This is a genomic window from Cryobacterium sp. PH31-O1, from assembly GCF_030063455.1.
Taxonomy (GTDB): Bacteria; Actinomycetota; Actinomycetes; order Actinomycetales; family Microbacteriaceae; genus Cryobacterium.
This window is the reverse complement of record NZ_JASITB010000007.1, coordinates 1-16,479: the sequence shown is the minus strand read 5'-3', so window position 1 is coordinate 16,479 and position 16,479 is coordinate 1. Positions and strand designations below refer to the sequence as shown.

The following is a 16,479-nucleotide window of genomic DNA, read 5'->3' as shown; positions in this document are numbered from 1 at the left end:
CCTTTGTAAAGGTCAGTCGAGAAGCCCCGAAGGTGGGAGTGCGAAAACTCTGGTCCGACGGTAAGTTCGACTGGTCGTGGCGATGCGGCCGAAGGAGCATCATGTCCACACCACCCCGTCTTCGCGGACCCAAATTGTCCACGCTCACCTGGATCATGCTCGGAGTGTCACAAGTGTTGTTGCTCGTGGCGGCGTCGACCGGCGGATTTTCCGCCCTGTTCACGATGGCCGGCACGATCGGCACCCTCACCGCCATCTATGTACTGGCCACGGGCCGCCAATCCTGGGCCGTCATACCAACGCGCAAGATTGCCGGAATAGTTCTGGCCGGGGCTCTCGTGGCGATGATCGCCGGATCTTCGCTGGCCGTGACTTCCTTCGACACCAAGCTGGCGCGCTCAACTGAGCAGCCGACCGTGACCGTCGCACCGACACCGACGCCGAGCCCGACTCCGACGCCAAGCCCCACGCCCACCCCGGTGGTCTTCACCGACGAAGCACCGGCCGATCCGGCCACCACGATGCCGGCATCGGAAGCGGCCAGCATCGTTCTTGCCGATACTGCGGCAACTGACACCACGGCCGTCGCGCTGCTCGCGACCCTCCCGGTGAAGGGACGCGCACCCAAGACCGGGTATGACCGCAGCGGGCAATTCGGCGCCGCCTGGCTCGACGTCGACCAGAACGGATGCGATACGCGCAACGATATCCTGGCGCGCGACTTCACCGACCCCGTGAAATCGGGACGTTGTCGGGTTTTGACCGGCACCCTGGTCGGCCCGTATACGGGAAAAATCATCAATTTCGTGCGTGGCAACTCGACCTCGTCACTGGTACAGATCGACCACGTTGTGGCTCTGTCGAATGCGTGGCAGACCGGCGCGCAGCAACTCACTAACGCTCAGCGGGTGTCGCTGGCCAACGACCCACTCAACCTTTTGGCAGTGGACGGGCGCACCAACTCCAGCAAGGGTGACGGCGACACGGCCACCTGGTTGCCACCGGCAAAGTCGTACAGGTGCGCATACGTGGCACGCCAGATTTCGGTGAAGGCAACATACGGACTGTGGGTCACCCAGGCCGAGCACGACGCGATGACCCGGATTCTCGCGGCGTGCCCCGACGAGCGGGCTACGGCATCCGCTTTTGCGCCGGAGCCGGTGGTCGTGGCCCCCGCTCCGGTGGCCGTCGCGCCAATTCCTGTTGTCGTGCAACCGGCACCGGCTGCACCGATTGAGCCGGCTCCGGCAAGCGCCTATTACGATAACTGCACTGCGGCACGAGCGGCGGGAGCCGCTCCGGTGCACGCAGGCGAGCCCGGCTACGGTCGCCACCTCGACCGGGACGGCGACGGCGTAGGCTGCGAAAGCTAGCGGGCTGGTGGCGACGTGCGGCCGATCCAGCCGTCGGTTGCGCCATAGCCTCCCCCAAACGGATGCCTCCCGCCCGCCGGATCGCCTGCCCGTCGCAGATCGTGGCGACCGAACGCTCAGAACCCGCGGCGACCGGCCAGCAGCGCGTGTAGCAAGGGGGCGACGGACGCAACCATTAATACGGTGCCCAGCACCGAGTCATCCGCTCGCAGAAGGACCCCAGCGATGAGCAGGGCCCCGAACAGCACGGCCGATACCGCCTGTCGGGTGGTGCGCTCGAGGCGCGCGACCCGCTTCTCCAGGCCCGGGCTGGCTACGCCCACGGAGCCGTCTTCGACGCGGGTGATGAACTCATCCAGCCGCTTCGGCAGGCGAACAGCGAGGCCAGCCGTTTCCATCGCCTGCTTGGCAATGTCCTGCACCAAATTGCCGCTCTCGTCGCGCAGCAGCTGAGCCGCGTAGGGCTCGACGGAATCCCACAGGTTGAAGGCGGGGTTCAGCGCACTGGCGACGCCGGAGGTGAGCGACATGGCTCGAATGATGAGCAGAAAGTTCTCGGGCAGCTGAAACGGCAGGGAGCGCACGACGTCGCCGAACTGCACCGCGAAGTCGCGGAACTCGCGCGGGTCGACCTCGCGCAGTTCGGCGAATCCCATGCCGCCGAAGCGGGCGAACAGCTGGGTCATCGCGCGTTCGAGTTCGGCCGTCTCGGCCGAGGGCAGGAGCACGCCGACGTCGTTCATGGCGTTGACCAGCCCGCGCCCGTCACGCGAGGCGGCCGCGATCAGCATTTTGCGCAACCCGGTGCGCGTGCTGGTGGGGACCTCACCCATCATGCCGAAGTCGATGAACGTCAGCTTCCAGCCACGCTCGCTGTAGGCGTCGGGGGTGACGAAGATGTTTCCGGGGTGCGGGTCAGCGTGAAAGAAGCCCATCGTGAACATCTGGTCGAACATGACCTCAGCGAAAACGGGCGCCACCTCGGCCGGGTCTATTCCCGCTTTGCGCAGGGCCTCGACGTCGGTGATCTTGATCGCCGTCACGTCTTCGAGGGTGAGCACCTTGCGGGTGGTGCGCTCCCAGACGACGCTGGGCACGCTCACCCGGTCGTCGTCGGGGAAGGCCTCCGCGAAGCGCTCTGAGCTGGCCGCCTCGTGCAGGTAGTCGATCTCTTCGAGGCTGGTCTGGGCGAATTCCTCGACCAGCGCGGGCATGTCGACGCGGTTGGACACCAGACGAACATGGCTAAGCCACCCGCCCACCTTGCGCAGGGCGGCGAGGTCGACGTCGATGATCTCGTCGATTCCCGGTCGCTGCACCTTGATGATGACTCCGTCGAGCCCGGTGTCAGAGGCATCGAGGGCGGTCAACCGCGCTCGATGCGCCTGCCCGAGCGAGGCCGCCGCCACGGGGGTCTCGTCGACAAATGTGAAGGCCCGCTCAAGCGGCATGCCGAGCTCTGCCTCGACGGCTTCGCGAATAGCCGCAAACGCTACCGGGGCGACCTCGTCTTGCAGCCCCTCGAGTTCTTTGGTGATCTCGGGCGGCAGCACGTCGAGCCGCGATGACATGAACTGCCCGACCTTGATCATGAGACCACCGAGGTCGGCCGCGAGGACGTGAAAACCCTTTGCGAAGCGTTGCATCCGCTTAGATCTTGTGCGCTCGGCAATTTTCACCAGCCCGATGCGAGGCAGGAACAATTCGAACCACCACGTTATGGCGAGATACCAGCTGGCAAAACGCAGAATGCGGCGGTACCGGGCGCGCATGTTGCCCGCGCCCGAATTCGAATCGTAGCTACCTCGTCGAGCCAGTGGCACCCCGTCAGTCCTGGGCGAGGATCGAGTAGAGCTTGCGACGGGCGTCGTCGAGCACCGTGACGGCCTGCTTGACCTGCTCCGGCGAGCCGGTGCGACCAACCTGGGCCGCTGCCTGAGCGAGCTCGATGCCCGCCTTTGGCAGTGCTGCATGACCGTGGCCCGACGCAGACGCGGTGGTTTCCCACGGCGCGCTGGTATCGGCGTCAGCGACAGCTGCGCGACCCTCGTCGGTCAGCGAGTAGATCTTGCGTCCGTTGCTCTCTTCCGCGCTGATCAGGCCTTCGTCGGCGAGCAGCTGCAGGGTCGGGTAGACCGATCCGGCGCTGGGCTTCCAGCTGCCGCCGCTGCGCTCTTCAATTTCGTGAATGATCTGATAGCCGTGCATCGACTGCTCGGCGAGTAGCGCCAGCACCGCCGTGCGCACCTCGCCGCGGCCGGCGCGGGTGCCGGTCTGCTTTTCGAACCGCGAACGGAACTGCTCCATCGCCTGCCAGATGCCGTCGATGTTGCCAGCGTTAAACCCGCCGGTTGGGAATGTGTTGCCCATGATTGCCTCCTCTAGGAACTGCGAACGATATACAGCGATAGGTCAACGATACCCAGCGATGCCTTCGAACGACACGCTCAAACGGATGCTCAGGGCTGGCTCCCAGACATCGCCAACCCAGGAACGAGACCTTGCCTCAGGCGCCGTGTGCGTGCATCCGCTCGGCACGTGCGCGTTGGAACAGTAGGAAAAAAGTCACCGCGGCCGCGGCGCCGACGGCGCTGGCCACCCACATGTACCAGGTCTGCCCAAACACGGCGAAGGGCAGCGCACCAATCGTGAGCACCAGCGCCATTATGGCCAGGGTGAGATAGCGGCCGTCGGCCTTCTCAAACGGATTGTTCAGTTCGAGTGGCTGCCGGGTCACCGGCTCCCACACGACAATGAGGAACGTGGCGACGGGCCCGAGAAAGAGCGAGAGCACGAACCAGTTCCAGCGGGAACGGTTCTTCTGCTCGGCCAGGCCAGCGTTCACCAGGGCCAGCACGAACCAGCCGCCACCGTTGAGCCACCAGTTGTCTTGCTGCACCGTCTGATAGACGATCTCACTCGCGAAGTTAGGCATGCGTCATGCTCCCACGAATGGCGGGAGCGCGCTGATGCATGACAACCAGTCCTGGCGGCGTCTTACGCATCGTACTACGCTGGTTTCATGGCGATAGTCAACTTCCGCACCGACGAACTCACCCAACAGGCACTCGACGAGCTGACAGCGGACGGCGCGACCGTCTCGGCCGCGATTCGTCAGGCCCTAATCGATGCGGCACGCCAGAAGCGGCGTGACCTCATGCGGCGCGAGTCCACCGCTCTGCTGACTGACGCTGCCGACCTTACAGAGAGCCGTGCCGTGCTCCGCGATCTGGACGACCTACGTGCGTGGTGACATCCACCGGCTGCGCGCACCCCGCGGCACCCGCGGCCACGAACAGACCGGCGTGCGTTTCGCGGTCATTCTGCAGTCCGATGATCTGATGCTCTCGACAGTGCTGGTCGCCCCTACCTCGCGCTCCGCCCAGCCGAGAAGCTTTCGCCCCTCGATTTCGATCGGCGGCGAACTCACGCAGGTGCTCGTCGAGCAGACATCCGCCGTTGCGCCGGAACGCCTCGGCGTGCTCGCCGGACACGTCAGTCACGACGAACTCAACCTCATCGACGAGGCCCTGCGCCTCGCCCTACAACTGGACTAGGGGCACACGACCTCTTCAGCGCACCACCCGATACGTGACATGGGTGACCAGCTCCCGCTGCACCGAGACGATCTGTTTCAAGTTGAGTTCGTCGAGTCCCGTCAAGAGCGGCTCCCCGGCGCCGAGCACCGCCGTCGCCACGTGCAGCCGCAGTTCGTCGATCAGTCCGGCCGACAAATATTGCCGCGCAGTGGCTGCCCCGCCCGCGATCGCCACCTCGCGCTCCCCCGCAGCCGCGCGAGCCTGCTCCAGCGCCGACTCGATGCCGTCGGTCACGAACGTGAACGTCGTGCCGCCGTGCATTTCCAGCGGTGCTCGCGGGTAGTGCGTCAGCACGAAAACCGGTGCGTGATACGGCGGGTCGTCACCCCACCACCCCGTCCAGTCGTCGTCCCACTCACCACGACCCGGGCCGAACATATTACGCCCCATGATGTAGGCGCCCGCCGTCGCGATGGCGGCGATCTCCGCGGCATTCTCGTCGGGCCGCTCGAACCGCCAGCGTGCCAGTCGTTCGCCGCCTTCTCCCAGCGGATGCTCCAGGCTCTGATTCACGCCCGCCGCGTAGCCGTCCTCCGAGACCATCATGTCGCAGGTCACTGTCATGTCGATCGCTCCTCTCTTCGTCACACTGACACTGATCATGTCCGGGCGTCGCGCACGAATTGCCGCCCCAATGAGATCAAGACCCGATCGGACGTGAGAAGGGTCATTCCCTCCACGTATGCCTGCGCGAGAATCAGCCGGTCGAACGGGTCATGTCGGGCGAGTTCAGTGAAGACTCCCACAGCCTCAACGTGGCGGTGGTTCAACGGTAATTCTTGGATCCCATTAGCGCGAGCAGCGGCGGCGAAGTCCGGCGGAACGGAGAGCTTGCCCAGCATGGTCTTGATCGAGATCTCGAAGAGCGAAACTGGAGACGAGTAGACTTCGTCGCTTTCGGCCAACAGACGGAGGGAATTCGCGCCGAACTGTTTCGGATCGCCGAGCACCCAGAGCAACGCGTTGGTATCAAGAAGGATCATCAGTGTGCAGGGGTGTGGGATCTCCGTAGAACATGGCATCGATCTCGTCGTTCGGCCACGAGAATGCGTCTGCGGCCACCCAGATCTGGCCCTCGAGCGCCCCAAATTGCAGCCCGCTGCCGCTTTGATGAGGCACTAAGTCGGCAATCGGCTTGCCCGCCCGGGCAATGACGACCCGCTCCCCACCCTCGACGCGCTGAAGCAGTCGCGATAATTGGGTCTTCGCGTCGTGGATGTTCACGATCTCGGTCATGCAGCCAGCGTACTTAGTCCACTGGACTAAGTCCAGATCGGCCGCCGAGCCAATTAGCGCGCCCGCCGCAACCGAATCGGTCCCTTGGCGGTCGACGGATCGACCACAACGCCGCCCTGGGTGATCTGCAATTCGCCGCGAGCGACCATCCGGCGTGCCGCTCGGCGCGCCGGTTCCATCAGCTCGCGCCACTCCTCGCCGCCGATGGCTCGCGCTGCGTCCGACGGGCAAATCGTGGACTCCCGCGCACGTTTGTCGAGCAATGACACGATGGTCGTTTCCAGCTGGAGGTCTTTCGCGTTGACCCCATGAGAGCGGCAGGCTGCCGAGCAGTACTTCACTGACTCCCAACGGGAAGCCCACTTGGCCCGCCACTCGATTCGGCGCCCACAGGACGCGCAGGTCTTGTCCGCCCGGTCAGTTGCAGGGTCAGAGTCGGCAGGGTGCCGTTGACGGTGGGCCATGGCCTCTATTGTGCCCGGAGACCTGCGATCGTGCCACGCGCCACCTGCGAGAATAGATCCACGATGAAGACCCTTCTCAACATCATCTGGCTGGTACTGTCAGGCTTCTGGCTGTTCGTCGGCTACATGTTCGCCGCGCTCATCATGTGCATTCTCATCGTGACTATTCCCTGGGGTATCGCGGCAGCGCGCATCGGTGTCTACGCACTCTGGCCGTTCGGCAAGACCGTGGTCGACGCCCCGGGCGCCGGCGTCGGGTCGCTGCTCGGCAATGTCGTCTGGGTCATTCTGGCCGGCTGGTGGATCGCCCTCGAACACCTGCTCTCCGGCATCGCTCTCTGCGTGACCATCATCGGCATCCCCTTCGGAATTGCCAACTTCAAGCTGATCCCGGTCGCGCTCATGCCCCTCGGCAAGAAAATCGTCGCCACGCCCTAACAGGTCAACACGTCTTCACAGAGCGGATACCGCGTGCTCCGGCATGAAATCATGCCGGAGCAGTGGAAAAACCAGACTTCAGCGCAGCGGAAATGCACCGGCCAGTCGGGCGAGCGCGGCCTCCCCCACGATCGGAATTCCGTAGTCGCGGGCCTTGCGGGCCTTGCCCGACAGCGAGTCCGGGTCGGCGGCTACGAGCAGCGTGACCTTCTTGGTCACCGCACTCTTCGGGGCGAAGCCGCGGGCCAGCAGCTCCGACTCCCAGTCACTGCGCGGCCGCATCATCTCACCGGTGAGCACAACGAGGTCGCCGAGGTGCAGTTCAAAGTGGGCACTGGCCACCACCACAACCGCCGGCTCTGAGCAGTCGAGCGCTGCATCGAGGGCATCCGCTGAGATGTCGAGCAGGTTGGCGACGTCGACGAGGTCGGCCATCTCATCTGTGGTGAGCACGCCGTCGGCCCAGGCGATGCGGGCGAGCGCGGCGAAGTACTCGCCGTGCAGCAGCTCACACCGGTGCCGGCTGAGGCCGAGCTCCTCAGCCAGCTGCACGAGCGCCTGCGCTTCGTGGGCGGAAAGCTGCCGGTCGAGCAAGCAACGATCGAGCAGGGCGAGGTAGTCCTGGTGTTCAGCCGGCCCGGTAATCTCAGGCAGTCGCACGCTGATGCGTTCCAGAAAAGCGGATGCCGTCTGCTCGGTCGCATATTGCGGCCGCGGGTACCACGCGCGCTCCGCTGGCGGCAAAGTCGGCCAGCGGTAGGTGGCGGCTCGGTCGAGGGCGTCGGCCCACAGCATCGGGTCGGCAGCGCCGGTGATGTAGTGGCTGAGCAGCTGGGCGGTGGCATAGGTGTCGACGGAAGCGCGGTGTGCTCCGATGAGATCGATGTCGTAGGCGGCGCAGCAGTCGGCGAGCGCGCGACCGGTGCCGGGCAGAAAGTCGCGGGCTAGCTGCATGGTGCAGAGGCTAATCACGGGCTCTGTAACCGGGTAACCGGCGCGGGCAAGTTCGGCCAGAAGAAAGCGCAAGTCAAAGGCGGCATTGTGGGCCACGACGACGCGGCCGTCAAGCAGCGCCACGAGCTGTGGGGCTACCTCGGCGAAGGTCGGCGCCTGCATGACGTCGGCAGCGCGCACGTGGTGGATGTCCTGGCGCCCAAGGTCACGCCCGGGGTTAATGAGCGTCTCCCACTGGCCTTCGGTCTGGCCGTCGGCGCTGACGTGCACGACGGCCACCTCGATGACCCGGTGGCTGCCGCCCGCGAAAAGTCCGGTGGTCTCGAAGTCGATGACGGCGAAACCGGGCATGGTGCTCCTGAACTGATTGGGGTGGTCGTTTGACTGTACCGAGACGGTAGACGCGGGCGCGGCCCGTGGACGAGGGGTGTCAACGGTTGTGGCGGTACTGCGTGAACGGCGTGAACGGCGTGAACGGCACCGATATTACTAAGGGGTGCACAGGTCAAGCACGAGCTACAACCCCCAAGGCGCGAGCAGCAAAGTACTCGAAAAGGCTGGAATCAATTGGATTCGCAAGTCCCAAAGTCATGGACACGATGTCGTGACCAGAACCTCCCGACATCTTCGTCTGCCGAGCATCTCGTGATGTCACCTTTCCTAAGTAAAAGAAGTCGATCCCGTCTGCATCATCTTTTTTTGCGAAAAGGTGGAGGGGCATCTTATTCTCGACAATCGCTTTCACCTGGACATTCGCGAGCGTGCGCCTACTTGTCGTGAACCAGCTCAAAGTCGAGCGGTTGACAAACTCGTCTTCATACTTGGTAGTGTCCGAGATATGCTCCCCTTTTTGATAGGTGACAAATATGGGGCAGGTCTGTGAAAAAATGTCCGCTTTATACCCGTTAATGTTGCTTTGTTGATTCGACTTCCAGTTAAGTAGGCGGCAAACATCCTTGCGTGAATAGCGTTCACCGACTTCGAGTCCTCCACTCCAACTGTGGCGGTGTCGGGCTAAGTAAAGACCAGTTTCTATGACGTCATTCACGTGCTCTTGGAACACCAAAGACCTCCGCCAAGTCGAAATGAATTGCTCGCTGAGAATGTAAAGCCCGTGATTCAGGCTAAGGATCGGCACCGCGCCGAATTTTAGGGCTTCCGCTTTGGTGTAGAAACTGAGGTCTAGCACGCGGAGGACAGAAGCGAGAGTCGCGGGATCAGCCGCCAGACGACTTCCTGCGAGGGAATGTTGGAAAGTCGCCGCTTCCAGGCTGCCCTCGTTCGACAGAAGATCTTTGATGAGTAGGAGTTCATGGGGCCGCTTGCCGTTGAGTAGCTCTCCAGACAGAAACGTGAGAACGGCATCTTCATATTCGTCGGCTATTGCTTCGCGTGCACCGACTTTGTTGAGGAAACGCCAATAGTTATTTTGCTTAATCGCGATGACGGTCGGATCAACCAAGTCGAAGCGCGCGAAGTCAATTAGTAGGGGGGCTCTGCCTAGGCGGTTCTGCAGTTCAAGGAAGGACTTCTTGAGATTCGTCATACTGTCGAGAGTCGTACGCGCAAGTGACGCGAAAATTCGCTCTCGCGCAATCGCATCAAAGTTGACGCTGGATAGTCCGGCTATGGCGCCGGCCTCTTGCGCGTCGATGATCTTTTTGCGGATCGAATCCTTGTTTAGGCTGCTGTCGCCAAAGAGCGCGATAGGGATTAGATAATTGTTGTCGTAGTTGCCAATGAAGTCAATCACCACCAAGTGGTCCTTGCCCGCTGACTTGCGGAGTCCCCGACCGAGCTGCTGGGTGAATACAATGCTCGAGAGTGTTTGCCTGAGCATTACGACTTGATTGACCGACGGGATATCGATACCTTCGTTGAAAATGTCGACGGTAGCTATGTAGTCGAGCTCGCCACGCTCCAGCATTTGCACTGCTAGTTCGCGCTCATCGACAGGGTCGGAACCACTTAACGCGCGGGTTCGCAGCTGTCGGCCGTGGACTTTGCGCTGATTGAGAAGTGCAGAAAGCTCAGCCGCCTCATCGTTTCTGCTGCAGAAGATTAGCCCTCGTACCGGTGCACCCGCGTGTCCGTACTTTTCGATCGAGGACAGGAGGTGGTCGACCCGCTCAGCGGCGACGAGCCGACCAAGTTCGGCGAGTTGGTCAATGACCTCACCATCTTTGACGTAGTCGGTCACTCCGTAGTAGTGAAACGGAGCCAGCATGTCAGCTTCAAGCGCCTTCTGCAATCGAATTTCGTAAGGCACATTAAAATCAAAGAGCTCAAAGACGTTGAAATCGTCGCTTCGTTCGGGAGTCGCTGTCATTCCGAGCAGAAAGGCCGGCTTGAGATGGTCAATTACGCTTCTGTAGCTCGCGGCGCCCGCTCGGTGGACTTCGTCGATCAGAACGTAGTCAAACGCATCTGGCTCAATCGCCGCAAGATTCTCGGGCCTCGAAAGTGACTGAATCGAGGCGAACACGTAGCGACGATCGAGCTCTCTCTTTGCTCCCACAAACTTGCCGAAATTGCCGTCCGGGGCCTCAAGTACGCGCTTGAATTCGTGTATCGCGCGGTCCAAGATCTGCTCTCGATGCACTATGAAAAGCATCCGTTTCGGTGCGTAAGCGCGCACGTCGAGCGCCGAGAGAATCGTCTTTCCAGTTCCGGTTGCAGAAATGACGACCGCGCGTTTTTCCCCGGTCTCGCGCAGCGCCGCAATCTCAGCAAGCGCCTCGATCTGCATGGCGTTGGGCTGAATCACGCCATCGAGGGGCAAACCAGTTTCCGGCTCAATCAGGCCGATTCCGGGTGAAGACTCGCGTATGGGCGCCGTCCACGTCAGCTCATAGTCGTCAATCCAGTGTTCAGTGAGGGGAATGGACGCATCGATGTGAGCCTGCGCGGCTCGATTGAGCTGCTGGACTATGTCCCCGTCCGGGAGGGCGGAAAAGCGTAGATTCCACTCGTGGTTGTTCAGGAGCGCGCGATCCGTCAGGTTTGAACTGCCTACGATCGCCGTAGTGCTCGACTCCTGCTCAAAGATGTAGCCCTTGGCATGAAAGCCAGCAGAGGAATCTGGATGCACTAAAACGTTGATGCCCTCGAGATTGAGGAGTTCGCGAAAGGCTGCAGGCGAGTTGAAACCCAAGTAGGTGGAGGTGATGATCGTACCCGAACCTCGAAAGTCGATCATCGCCTGCTTGAGCAGGGCTATCGCGCTCGGCGAGACAAAGGCGACCGAGAAGACGAAACGACGCGAGCGCTTAAGTTCCTCACGAATCGTTCGAAGCATGGTGTTACCGTCGGAATTCGACACAAGCGTCGGGTTGTAGATCTGGTCAGCTTTGACCTGGGAGTTTAAGAATCCAAAGTTGTTATCGAACGTAAGTTGACGGCTGGTCGCGCTCACTCGCGAAAGTCTTTCATTACCCGCACGACGGCAGGAATATCAGCAGGTGCCCAATCGAGCTGGTCCAGCTCTGCGACCTTAACCCACCGAATTTCTGAATGTTCCGTCAGCCGGGGCTCTTCGCCAATGAGAGAGCAGTAGTAGGTCGTTAGGACAACGATCCCAAAGTCGTACTCATGCTCAGTGGTTTCGACGAGCGCGCCGATCTCCGCCGAGCAGAGCAACTCTTCGTCGAGTTCGCGGAGCAAAGCCTGCTCAGGCGTTTCGTTCGCCTCAATCTTTCCCCCGGGAAACTCCCACATATCCGGCAGCGACATTTTCGAACTACGACGTGCTGCGAGAATTGTCTGTCCGCGCGTCAGCACGGCGCCGACAACATTAATTCTCTTTTTCACTGGTGAACTCCGATGCCTAGCTGTCAATCCGTAACGTCAGCTTAGCCAGCGCGATTCCAGGGCGCCCGACGCCACCCGTAGTCGTCACGGTACGCCAATGAGCCCTAGGACCAACCGGTTGTAGAGGGGCAAACCGACGAAGACGGCAAGCGTGGCCACCGTCGCGAAGCTGAGCAGGGTCCACGTCACGCGCCGGACCCGCGCGGTTTTCACTTCGCTGTCGATCACAGCGAATTGTGCCGACAGGTTCGGACTCGGTGGCGACGCGGGTGCAGGCCAAGTCGCGGGGGCATTTACTAAGGCAGCGAGCTCTACCAGTTGGACTTCGTCGAGCTCCAGTGGCCGCTTCAGAAGCCACCGGCGCAAATTGATCGCATCCAGAACGCTGACGCCATCGGGCTTCTTCCTGACCATGATCGACGCGGGGCTGACCAGCGCGATCACGGCCTGCGCGGGCGGGAGTTGCGGCATTCGCTCGTGAAGTATTTTCGTGACGCGTGTGGCCTCGAATGTGGAGTTTCGAAGGTAGGGCTGTTTTTGGCCGTTGATCATGAACACCCGTTCGGCGACCCATATCTTCTTGCCGCGATGGTGTTTGGTGTTGATGGTGAAGATTCCGCCGGGGCCGAGTACGAGGTGGTCGATGTCCGCGCCTGCTTTACCGATGGGGAGTGCATGGAAGGCTCGCCACTCGGGCGGGAGCCGGCTGAGAATTCTGCCGACCTCGATCTCGCCCTGGGCGCCGCGGTACCAGGCGACGCTGTCGGCGGCCAGCGGGTTGATTCCCCAGAACCGAGCGAAGCGCGTGCGCGGTGGCATCGACTGTTGCTGGCGGAGCAACTCTTCAATGACCGATTGGGCGGCGATCTGGTCACGCATGCCCGGTAGCTGTGTTGTCATGCATCCCCCGATGATTAGTGCCAATCTAGCGGGAGATCCCGGCCTGGAGCACGAGGTCGGCGTTGTGCAATTTGTCGACGCGCTTCACAATCAGCGCGACGGGCGCGCGGAAACCCGAGCAGCGGCATCCGCTCGCGAGAGTCGGTCGATCAGGCGAGCTGCGTGAGCCGCACGACGATGTCGAACAGCAGCGGGATCACGACGAGACCGAAGGCGATGTACGACAGGATCAGCCCGAACTTCGCGGACTTCTGCGCGCCCTCGCGGCGGCACGCGTTGTGGCCAACGACGATGCCGACAATCGGCAGAAGATAGCAGAGCACCGTCACGACGCCGATCACCACAAGATTGCCGGGCAGCAGCGCCAGCAGGATCGATCCGAGCACAAACACGACAACGGCGGCCACGCCGATGCCGAGCGCGATGGAACTGAGCGACCTCGCGGTGCGGGTTGTCTGCTGGGTGGACATCGAGACCTCCGCGTTCGTCACGGAGAGAGATCAATCGCCCCGAGCGTGTCTGACCACGCTAGTAGACGCCGCGACGAAGATCGAGCTGGCGCCGCGGTCAGGCTTCGAGATTGAGGCTCGTGCCAGCAGGTCGGCCGAGTCCTCAACGACCTGCGCGGACAGGAGCAGAGGCATCCGCTCTTGAAGGATCTTGATGTGGCCCCGAATTTGGAGTTTCGAAGGTAGGGGTACCTTTGGCCGTTGACCAGGAAGCACCGTTCGGCGAACCAGATCTACTTGCCGCCATGGTGTCTGGAGTTAATGGTGAAGACGACGCGGGGCCGACCACGAGGTAGTCGATGTCGGGTTTACGGCGAATCGACTTGTCGATTAGGGGCAGGGGATCTTGGTATATCGGCGACCCTGGTTATCGACGGATGTTCCGTTGCTGCCGTAGGCGCGGCATCCGGTGTAGGTATCGACGCTGGGAGCCGAGGGCGCAACGTTGGGAGCGACCTGCTGTTGCTCAGCAGCCCGCGCGGCGGCGTCGGCGGCGTCGGCGGCCGCTTGCGCAGCAGCGGTTGCCTGTGCTGCTGCTGCAGCTGCCTGAGCGGCCTCAACATCTGCGGCGGCCTGTGCAGCGGCAGCGGCGGCCGCAGCGGCCTCTCGCGATAGCGCAGCCGTCTCGGCGGCCGCCAGTTTCTTGTGCACCAACCGTGCCTTCGTGTCCATGTTCGTCAGGCCCTTGGCGTAGCCCATCTTCGGTGTCGCCAGCAGGATGGCCATCGCGATGGAGGGCTGATCCAGATCAGCCATGCGCTGAATCGTAGCGACGCCGGCTATGAGCGCGGCGGAGCGCGCGACCAGTGCTGTCACCTCACTCGACGGAGCGGCCGAACTGTTGACCGCAGCAAGCTGGTTCGTCTCCGCCTTCAAGGCCTTGACCTGGGTGCGGATGGTGCAGTCGGTGGTCTTTGAATAGAGCCCTCGAAACTCGGTTTGGGCGACTTTTTGAGCGGCTTGCACGGTCTTAAAATTCTTGTCATTAGCACCAAAGGTGACCGCCATTCCGTAGCCTTGTCGAGCGATTTCCTCACTGACGAACCTGTCGTTGGCGGTATAGACGGCGGCCAGCGTGCGTCCGTAGCGGTCGAGGCGCTCGCGGTCATATTTCAGCGTCACCTTGGCCCCTACGGGAAGTAGCGCGGTGAGAAAGGCCGAGGCTTCCGGGCCACCACATTCCACCGGCTCGTTCGGGTCTTTTGTTTCGGGGGTGTCAATGTTCAGAAGGCGCACCCGTGTCTCTTTTGAGTCTGCTTTCAGCACCAGGGTATCGCCGTCGATTACGCGCATTACGACGGCGCGATCGTCTTTGGCGGCATTGGCCGGCGCAGCGGTAAACGTGATTCCCGCGATGACCAACAATGCTGCAGCCGCAACGGAAGCCGTGATAGTCAACCAGCCGCGGTTTTTCAAGCTCGACGATACATATGACATTGTTCTCCCGATACGCCTGCAGGCAAGAACGATCGCCGTGCGGGTATCGAACCCTGCAGTGATGCTGATTATGCCCGGATTTGTGTTGTCAGTGGCACGATGCAAACTCTTCTTTCTTGTCGGGAGCCTGCATCGTCGTGGCGGGGCGCCCTGAAAAAGCTGTCAACATCCGCCCTGGGTTCGACGATTCGAAGGAACATGCGCTCGGCGGATTGCGGCTTCAATCTGCTCAAGGTAACGATGTTATTCATGCCTTACATTTAGGCAACTTGAGGCAGTGCCGCCGGTTGCAGCACATGGCTCATTTGGTTTCAGTCGCTGAGCCCGAGGTCTGCGAGCCGGGCCAGAAGGTCCGCGGGATTCTCAAAAACTGCACCGGCGCCCGCTTCGACGAGCATTTCGGCTGCAATGCCTCCTAAGGGCATTCCGAACGGCTGCACTCCAGCGCGGGAAGCCGCCATCATGTCCCAGACCGAATCGCCGATGAAGATCGCCTCGGTCGGCTCTACCCCGGCGCGTTCGAGCGCTACCCGCACGATGTCGTGGTCAGGTTTGGCCACGTCTACGTCGTCAGAATTCGTGGTGGCATGAATGGCATCGGCTGAGTCGAGTACCTCGAGCAGCATGCGCAGTTCGTCCTCCGGCGCCGAAGTTGCGAGCACGACGATGTGGCCCTGTTCAGCGAGCACGCTCAGCAGCTCGTGGATGTGCGGGAACGCGCGCAGTCGCGGGGCGAGCGATGAATAATTGTGGGCATGCAGTCGCTTCGCCTCGGTCACCCAGTGAGCGTCACGGTCACCGACGAGCGAGTCGAGCATTTGGCCGGAATCCTGACCGATGGAGCGGTGGATGCGCCTCGCTTCAACGTCGACGCCCATCGTTTGGACCGCCCGGTGCCACGCATCGACGCGTAGATAGTTCGAGTCGACCAGGGTGCCGTCGATGTCGAACAACACCGCTCGTCGGCCTGTCATCGGCTGCCCGCCGACAACAGCCGGGACCGAAGCGTGCGCTCGAAGAAGTCGAAGAAGCCGTCCTGGTCTGGGCCGGCATTCATGAGGGCAACGTGGTCGAAACCCGCATCCGTGAACTGACCGATCACCTCAAGGTGCCGCTCCACGTCGGGGCCACAGGCGTACGGCGAACGGATGTCGTCCTCCCGCACGCTGGCCGCCGCGGCCTCGAAATTCACCAGGTTTGGCAATTCAGCCATCACCTTCCAGCCGGTGACCGACCACGCATTCGTTGTGTGGGCGGCCTTCACGGCTGCCTCTTCGGTGGGCGCCCACGCGAGGGGAGCTTCGCAGTAGAGCAGCCCGGTGCCACCGGCGGCACGGTAGCCGTCGACCAGCTCGCGCTTCGGCAGCAATCTGCGGCAAGACCGTGGCACACCGGGGTGCTCGTCGACATAATGCGCAAACAGCGCGGTACTCAGCGGGAGTGTCCCGCTAACGGTGTTTCCGGCGTTGTTCATTAGTAGGATTCTGCTCTCGGCCGAGAAGGCCCCTAGAACGGTTGGGGGTCAGGGTTCTCAGCGTTATCGATGGGCCAGACGGAGGTCCAGTCGGAGGCCCACGGGTTAGGCACGGGTGGTGGTGCGGCCGGCGGCTCTGGGCTGGTGGTGGGTCGGTGTGTTGTAGGCGGGGGCCTCATGCGGGTGGCGGGGTCGGTGGCGTAGTGTTTGCCGGCGGGGCTGGTCCAGTGCAGGGTGCCGTCGGGGGTGGCGATGGCTTTCCAGTCGCTGAAGTGCTTCAGGTTG

General features: G+C 62.2%; 19 protein-coding genes and 2 pseudogenes. 4 read left to right on the top strand and 17 right to left on the bottom strand.

Going from position 1 to position 16,479, the window contains the following annotated elements; all coding sequences use genetic code 11:
• The first annotated feature begins 101 nt into the window (after positions 1 to 101).
• Positions 102 to 1,373, top strand: coding sequence for a GmrSD restriction endonuclease domain-containing protein (locus tag QMK31_RS14090; protein ID WP_283501584.1), 1,272 nt, complete (start codon positions 102 to 104; stop codon positions 1,371 to 1,373).
• A 116-nt stretch (positions 1,374 to 1,489) separates the two neighbouring features.
• On the opposite strand, the gene QMK31_RS14085 is transcribed toward QMK31_RS14090, so the two are convergent.
• The 3 genes from QMK31_RS14085 to QMK31_RS14075 all read right to left on the bottom strand — a co-directional run bounded on the left by QMK31_RS14085 (position 1,490) and on the right by QMK31_RS14075 (position 4,308).
• Positions 1,490 to 3,145, bottom strand: coding sequence for an ABC1 kinase family protein (locus tag QMK31_RS14085; protein ID WP_283501583.1), 1,656 nt, complete (start codon positions 3,143 to 3,145; stop codon positions 1,490 to 1,492).
• A gap of 55 nt (positions 3,146 to 3,200) precedes the next feature.
• On the bottom strand, positions 3,201 to 3,743 hold the full coding sequence (locus QMK31_RS14080; protein WP_283501582.1) for a PadR family transcriptional regulator: 543 nt from the start codon (positions 3,741 to 3,743) through the stop codon (positions 3,201 to 3,203).
• Positions 3,744 to 3,879: 136 nt separating this feature from the next.
• Positions 3,880 to 4,308 (bottom strand): hypothetical protein, encoded by a 429-nt coding sequence (locus tag QMK31_RS14075; RefSeq protein WP_283501581.1) that lies wholly within the window; start codon positions 4,306 to 4,308, stop codon positions 3,880 to 3,882.
• Positions 4,309 to 4,395: 87 nt separating this feature from the next.
• Here QMK31_RS14075 and QMK31_RS14070 point away from each other — a divergent pair, with 87 nt between their 5' ends.
• Both QMK31_RS14070 and QMK31_RS14065 read left to right on the top strand, forming a co-directional pair.
• Complete coding sequence (locus QMK31_RS14070; protein ID WP_283501580.1) at positions 4,396 to 4,626, top strand: hypothetical protein; 231 nt, start codon at positions 4,396 to 4,398, stop codon at positions 4,624 to 4,626.
• Complete coding sequence (locus QMK31_RS14065; RefSeq protein WP_283501579.1) at positions 4,616 to 4,930, top strand: type II toxin-antitoxin system PemK/MazF family toxin; 315 nt, start codon at positions 4,616 to 4,618, stop codon at positions 4,928 to 4,930. Before QMK31_RS14070 ends, QMK31_RS14065 begins: the two co-directional genes overlap by 11 nt.
• A 15-nt stretch (positions 4,931 to 4,945) precedes the next feature.
• Here QMK31_RS14065 and QMK31_RS14060 read toward each other — a convergent pair whose 3' ends face one another.
• From QMK31_RS14060 to QMK31_RS14040, 5 genes and pseudogenes are all read right to left on the bottom strand, one after another.
• The gene (locus QMK31_RS14060) at positions 4,946 to 5,536 is read right to left on the bottom strand and encodes a dihydrofolate reductase family protein (RefSeq protein ID WP_283501578.1); all 591 of its coding nucleotides are present in this window, start codon (positions 5,534 to 5,536) and stop codon (positions 4,946 to 4,948) included.
• Between the two features lie 35 nt (positions 5,537 to 5,571).
• Entirely contained in the window at positions 5,572 to 5,955 is a 384-nt protein-coding gene (locus QMK31_RS14055; RefSeq protein WP_283501577.1) for a type II toxin-antitoxin system VapC family toxin, read from the bottom strand.
• Entirely contained in the window at positions 5,942 to 6,208 is a 267-nt protein-coding gene (locus tag QMK31_RS14050) for a type II toxin-antitoxin system Phd/YefM family antitoxin (RefSeq protein ID WP_283501576.1), read from the bottom strand. The genes QMK31_RS14055 and QMK31_RS14050 overlap by 14 nt, the downstream gene beginning before the upstream one ends.
• 53 nt (positions 6,209 to 6,261) lie before the next feature.
• On the bottom strand, positions 6,262 to 6,549 hold the full coding sequence (locus QMK31_RS14045) for a DUF3253 domain-containing protein (protein WP_283501807.1): 288 nt from the start codon (positions 6,547 to 6,549) through the stop codon (positions 6,262 to 6,264).
• Positions 6,532 to 6,672, bottom strand: a pseudogene (locus tag QMK31_RS14040) (DUF2256 domain-containing protein); the annotation flags it as partial. The gene QMK31_RS14045 and the pseudogene QMK31_RS14040, both read right to left, overlap by 18 nt.
• A gap of 63 nt (positions 6,673 to 6,735) precedes the next feature.
• Here QMK31_RS14040 and QMK31_RS14035 point away from each other — a divergent pair.
• A complete protein-coding gene (locus tag QMK31_RS14035; RefSeq protein WP_283501575.1) occupies positions 6,736 to 7,110 on the top strand; it encodes a YccF domain-containing protein in 375 nt (124 codons plus the stop codon).
• A gap of 78 nt (positions 7,111 to 7,188) precedes the next feature.
• Here the strand turns inward: QMK31_RS14035 and QMK31_RS14030 are convergent, their stop codons facing one another.
• The 9 genes and pseudogenes from QMK31_RS14030 to QMK31_RS13990 form a co-directional block, all read right to left on the bottom strand.
• The gene (locus tag QMK31_RS14030) at positions 7,189 to 8,415 is read right to left on the bottom strand and encodes an exonuclease domain-containing protein (RefSeq protein WP_283501574.1); all 1,227 of its coding nucleotides are present in this window, start codon (positions 8,413 to 8,415) and stop codon (positions 7,189 to 7,191) included.
• Positions 8,416 to 8,569: 154 nt separating this feature from the next.
• Entirely contained in the window at positions 8,570 to 11,479 is a 2,910-nt protein-coding gene (locus tag QMK31_RS14025) for a DEAD/DEAH box helicase (RefSeq protein ID WP_283501573.1), read from the bottom strand.
• Entirely contained in the window at positions 11,476 to 11,874 is a 399-nt protein-coding gene (locus QMK31_RS14020; protein ID WP_283501572.1) for a (deoxy)nucleoside triphosphate pyrophosphohydrolase, read from the bottom strand. Before QMK31_RS14020 ends, QMK31_RS14025 begins: the two co-directional genes overlap by 4 nt.
• A gap of 84 nt (positions 11,875 to 11,958) precedes the next feature.
• Positions 11,959 to 12,753, bottom strand: a complete 795-nt coding sequence (locus tag QMK31_RS14015; protein ID WP_283501571.1) for a nuclease-related domain-containing protein — start codon at positions 12,751 to 12,753, stop codon at positions 11,959 to 11,961.
• Positions 12,754 to 12,923: 170 nt separating this feature from the next.
• Positions 12,924 to 13,244 carry a hypothetical protein gene (locus tag QMK31_RS14010; RefSeq protein WP_283501570.1) on the bottom strand — a complete coding sequence of 107 codons (321 nt, stop codon included), beginning with the start codon at positions 13,242 to 13,244 and terminating at the stop codon, positions 12,924 to 12,926.
• Positions 13,245 to 13,613: 369 nt separating this feature from the next.
• The gene (locus tag QMK31_RS14005; protein WP_283501569.1) at positions 13,614 to 14,720 is read right to left on the bottom strand and encodes a thermonuclease family protein; all 1,107 of its coding nucleotides are present in this window, start codon (positions 14,718 to 14,720) and stop codon (positions 13,614 to 13,616) included.
• A 311-nt stretch (positions 14,721 to 15,031) separates the two neighbouring features.
• Entirely contained in the window at positions 15,032 to 15,694 is a 663-nt protein-coding gene (locus tag QMK31_RS14000) for an HAD family hydrolase (RefSeq protein WP_283501568.1), read from the bottom strand.
• Entirely contained in the window at positions 15,691 to 16,194 is a 504-nt protein-coding gene (locus QMK31_RS13995; protein ID WP_283501567.1) for an LLM class oxidoreductase, read from the bottom strand. Before QMK31_RS13995 ends, QMK31_RS14000 begins: the two co-directional genes overlap by 4 nt.
• A 32-nt stretch (positions 16,195 to 16,226) precedes the next feature.
• Positions 16,227 to 16,479 (bottom strand): annotated as a pseudogene (locus QMK31_RS13990) (hypothetical protein); the annotation flags it as partial.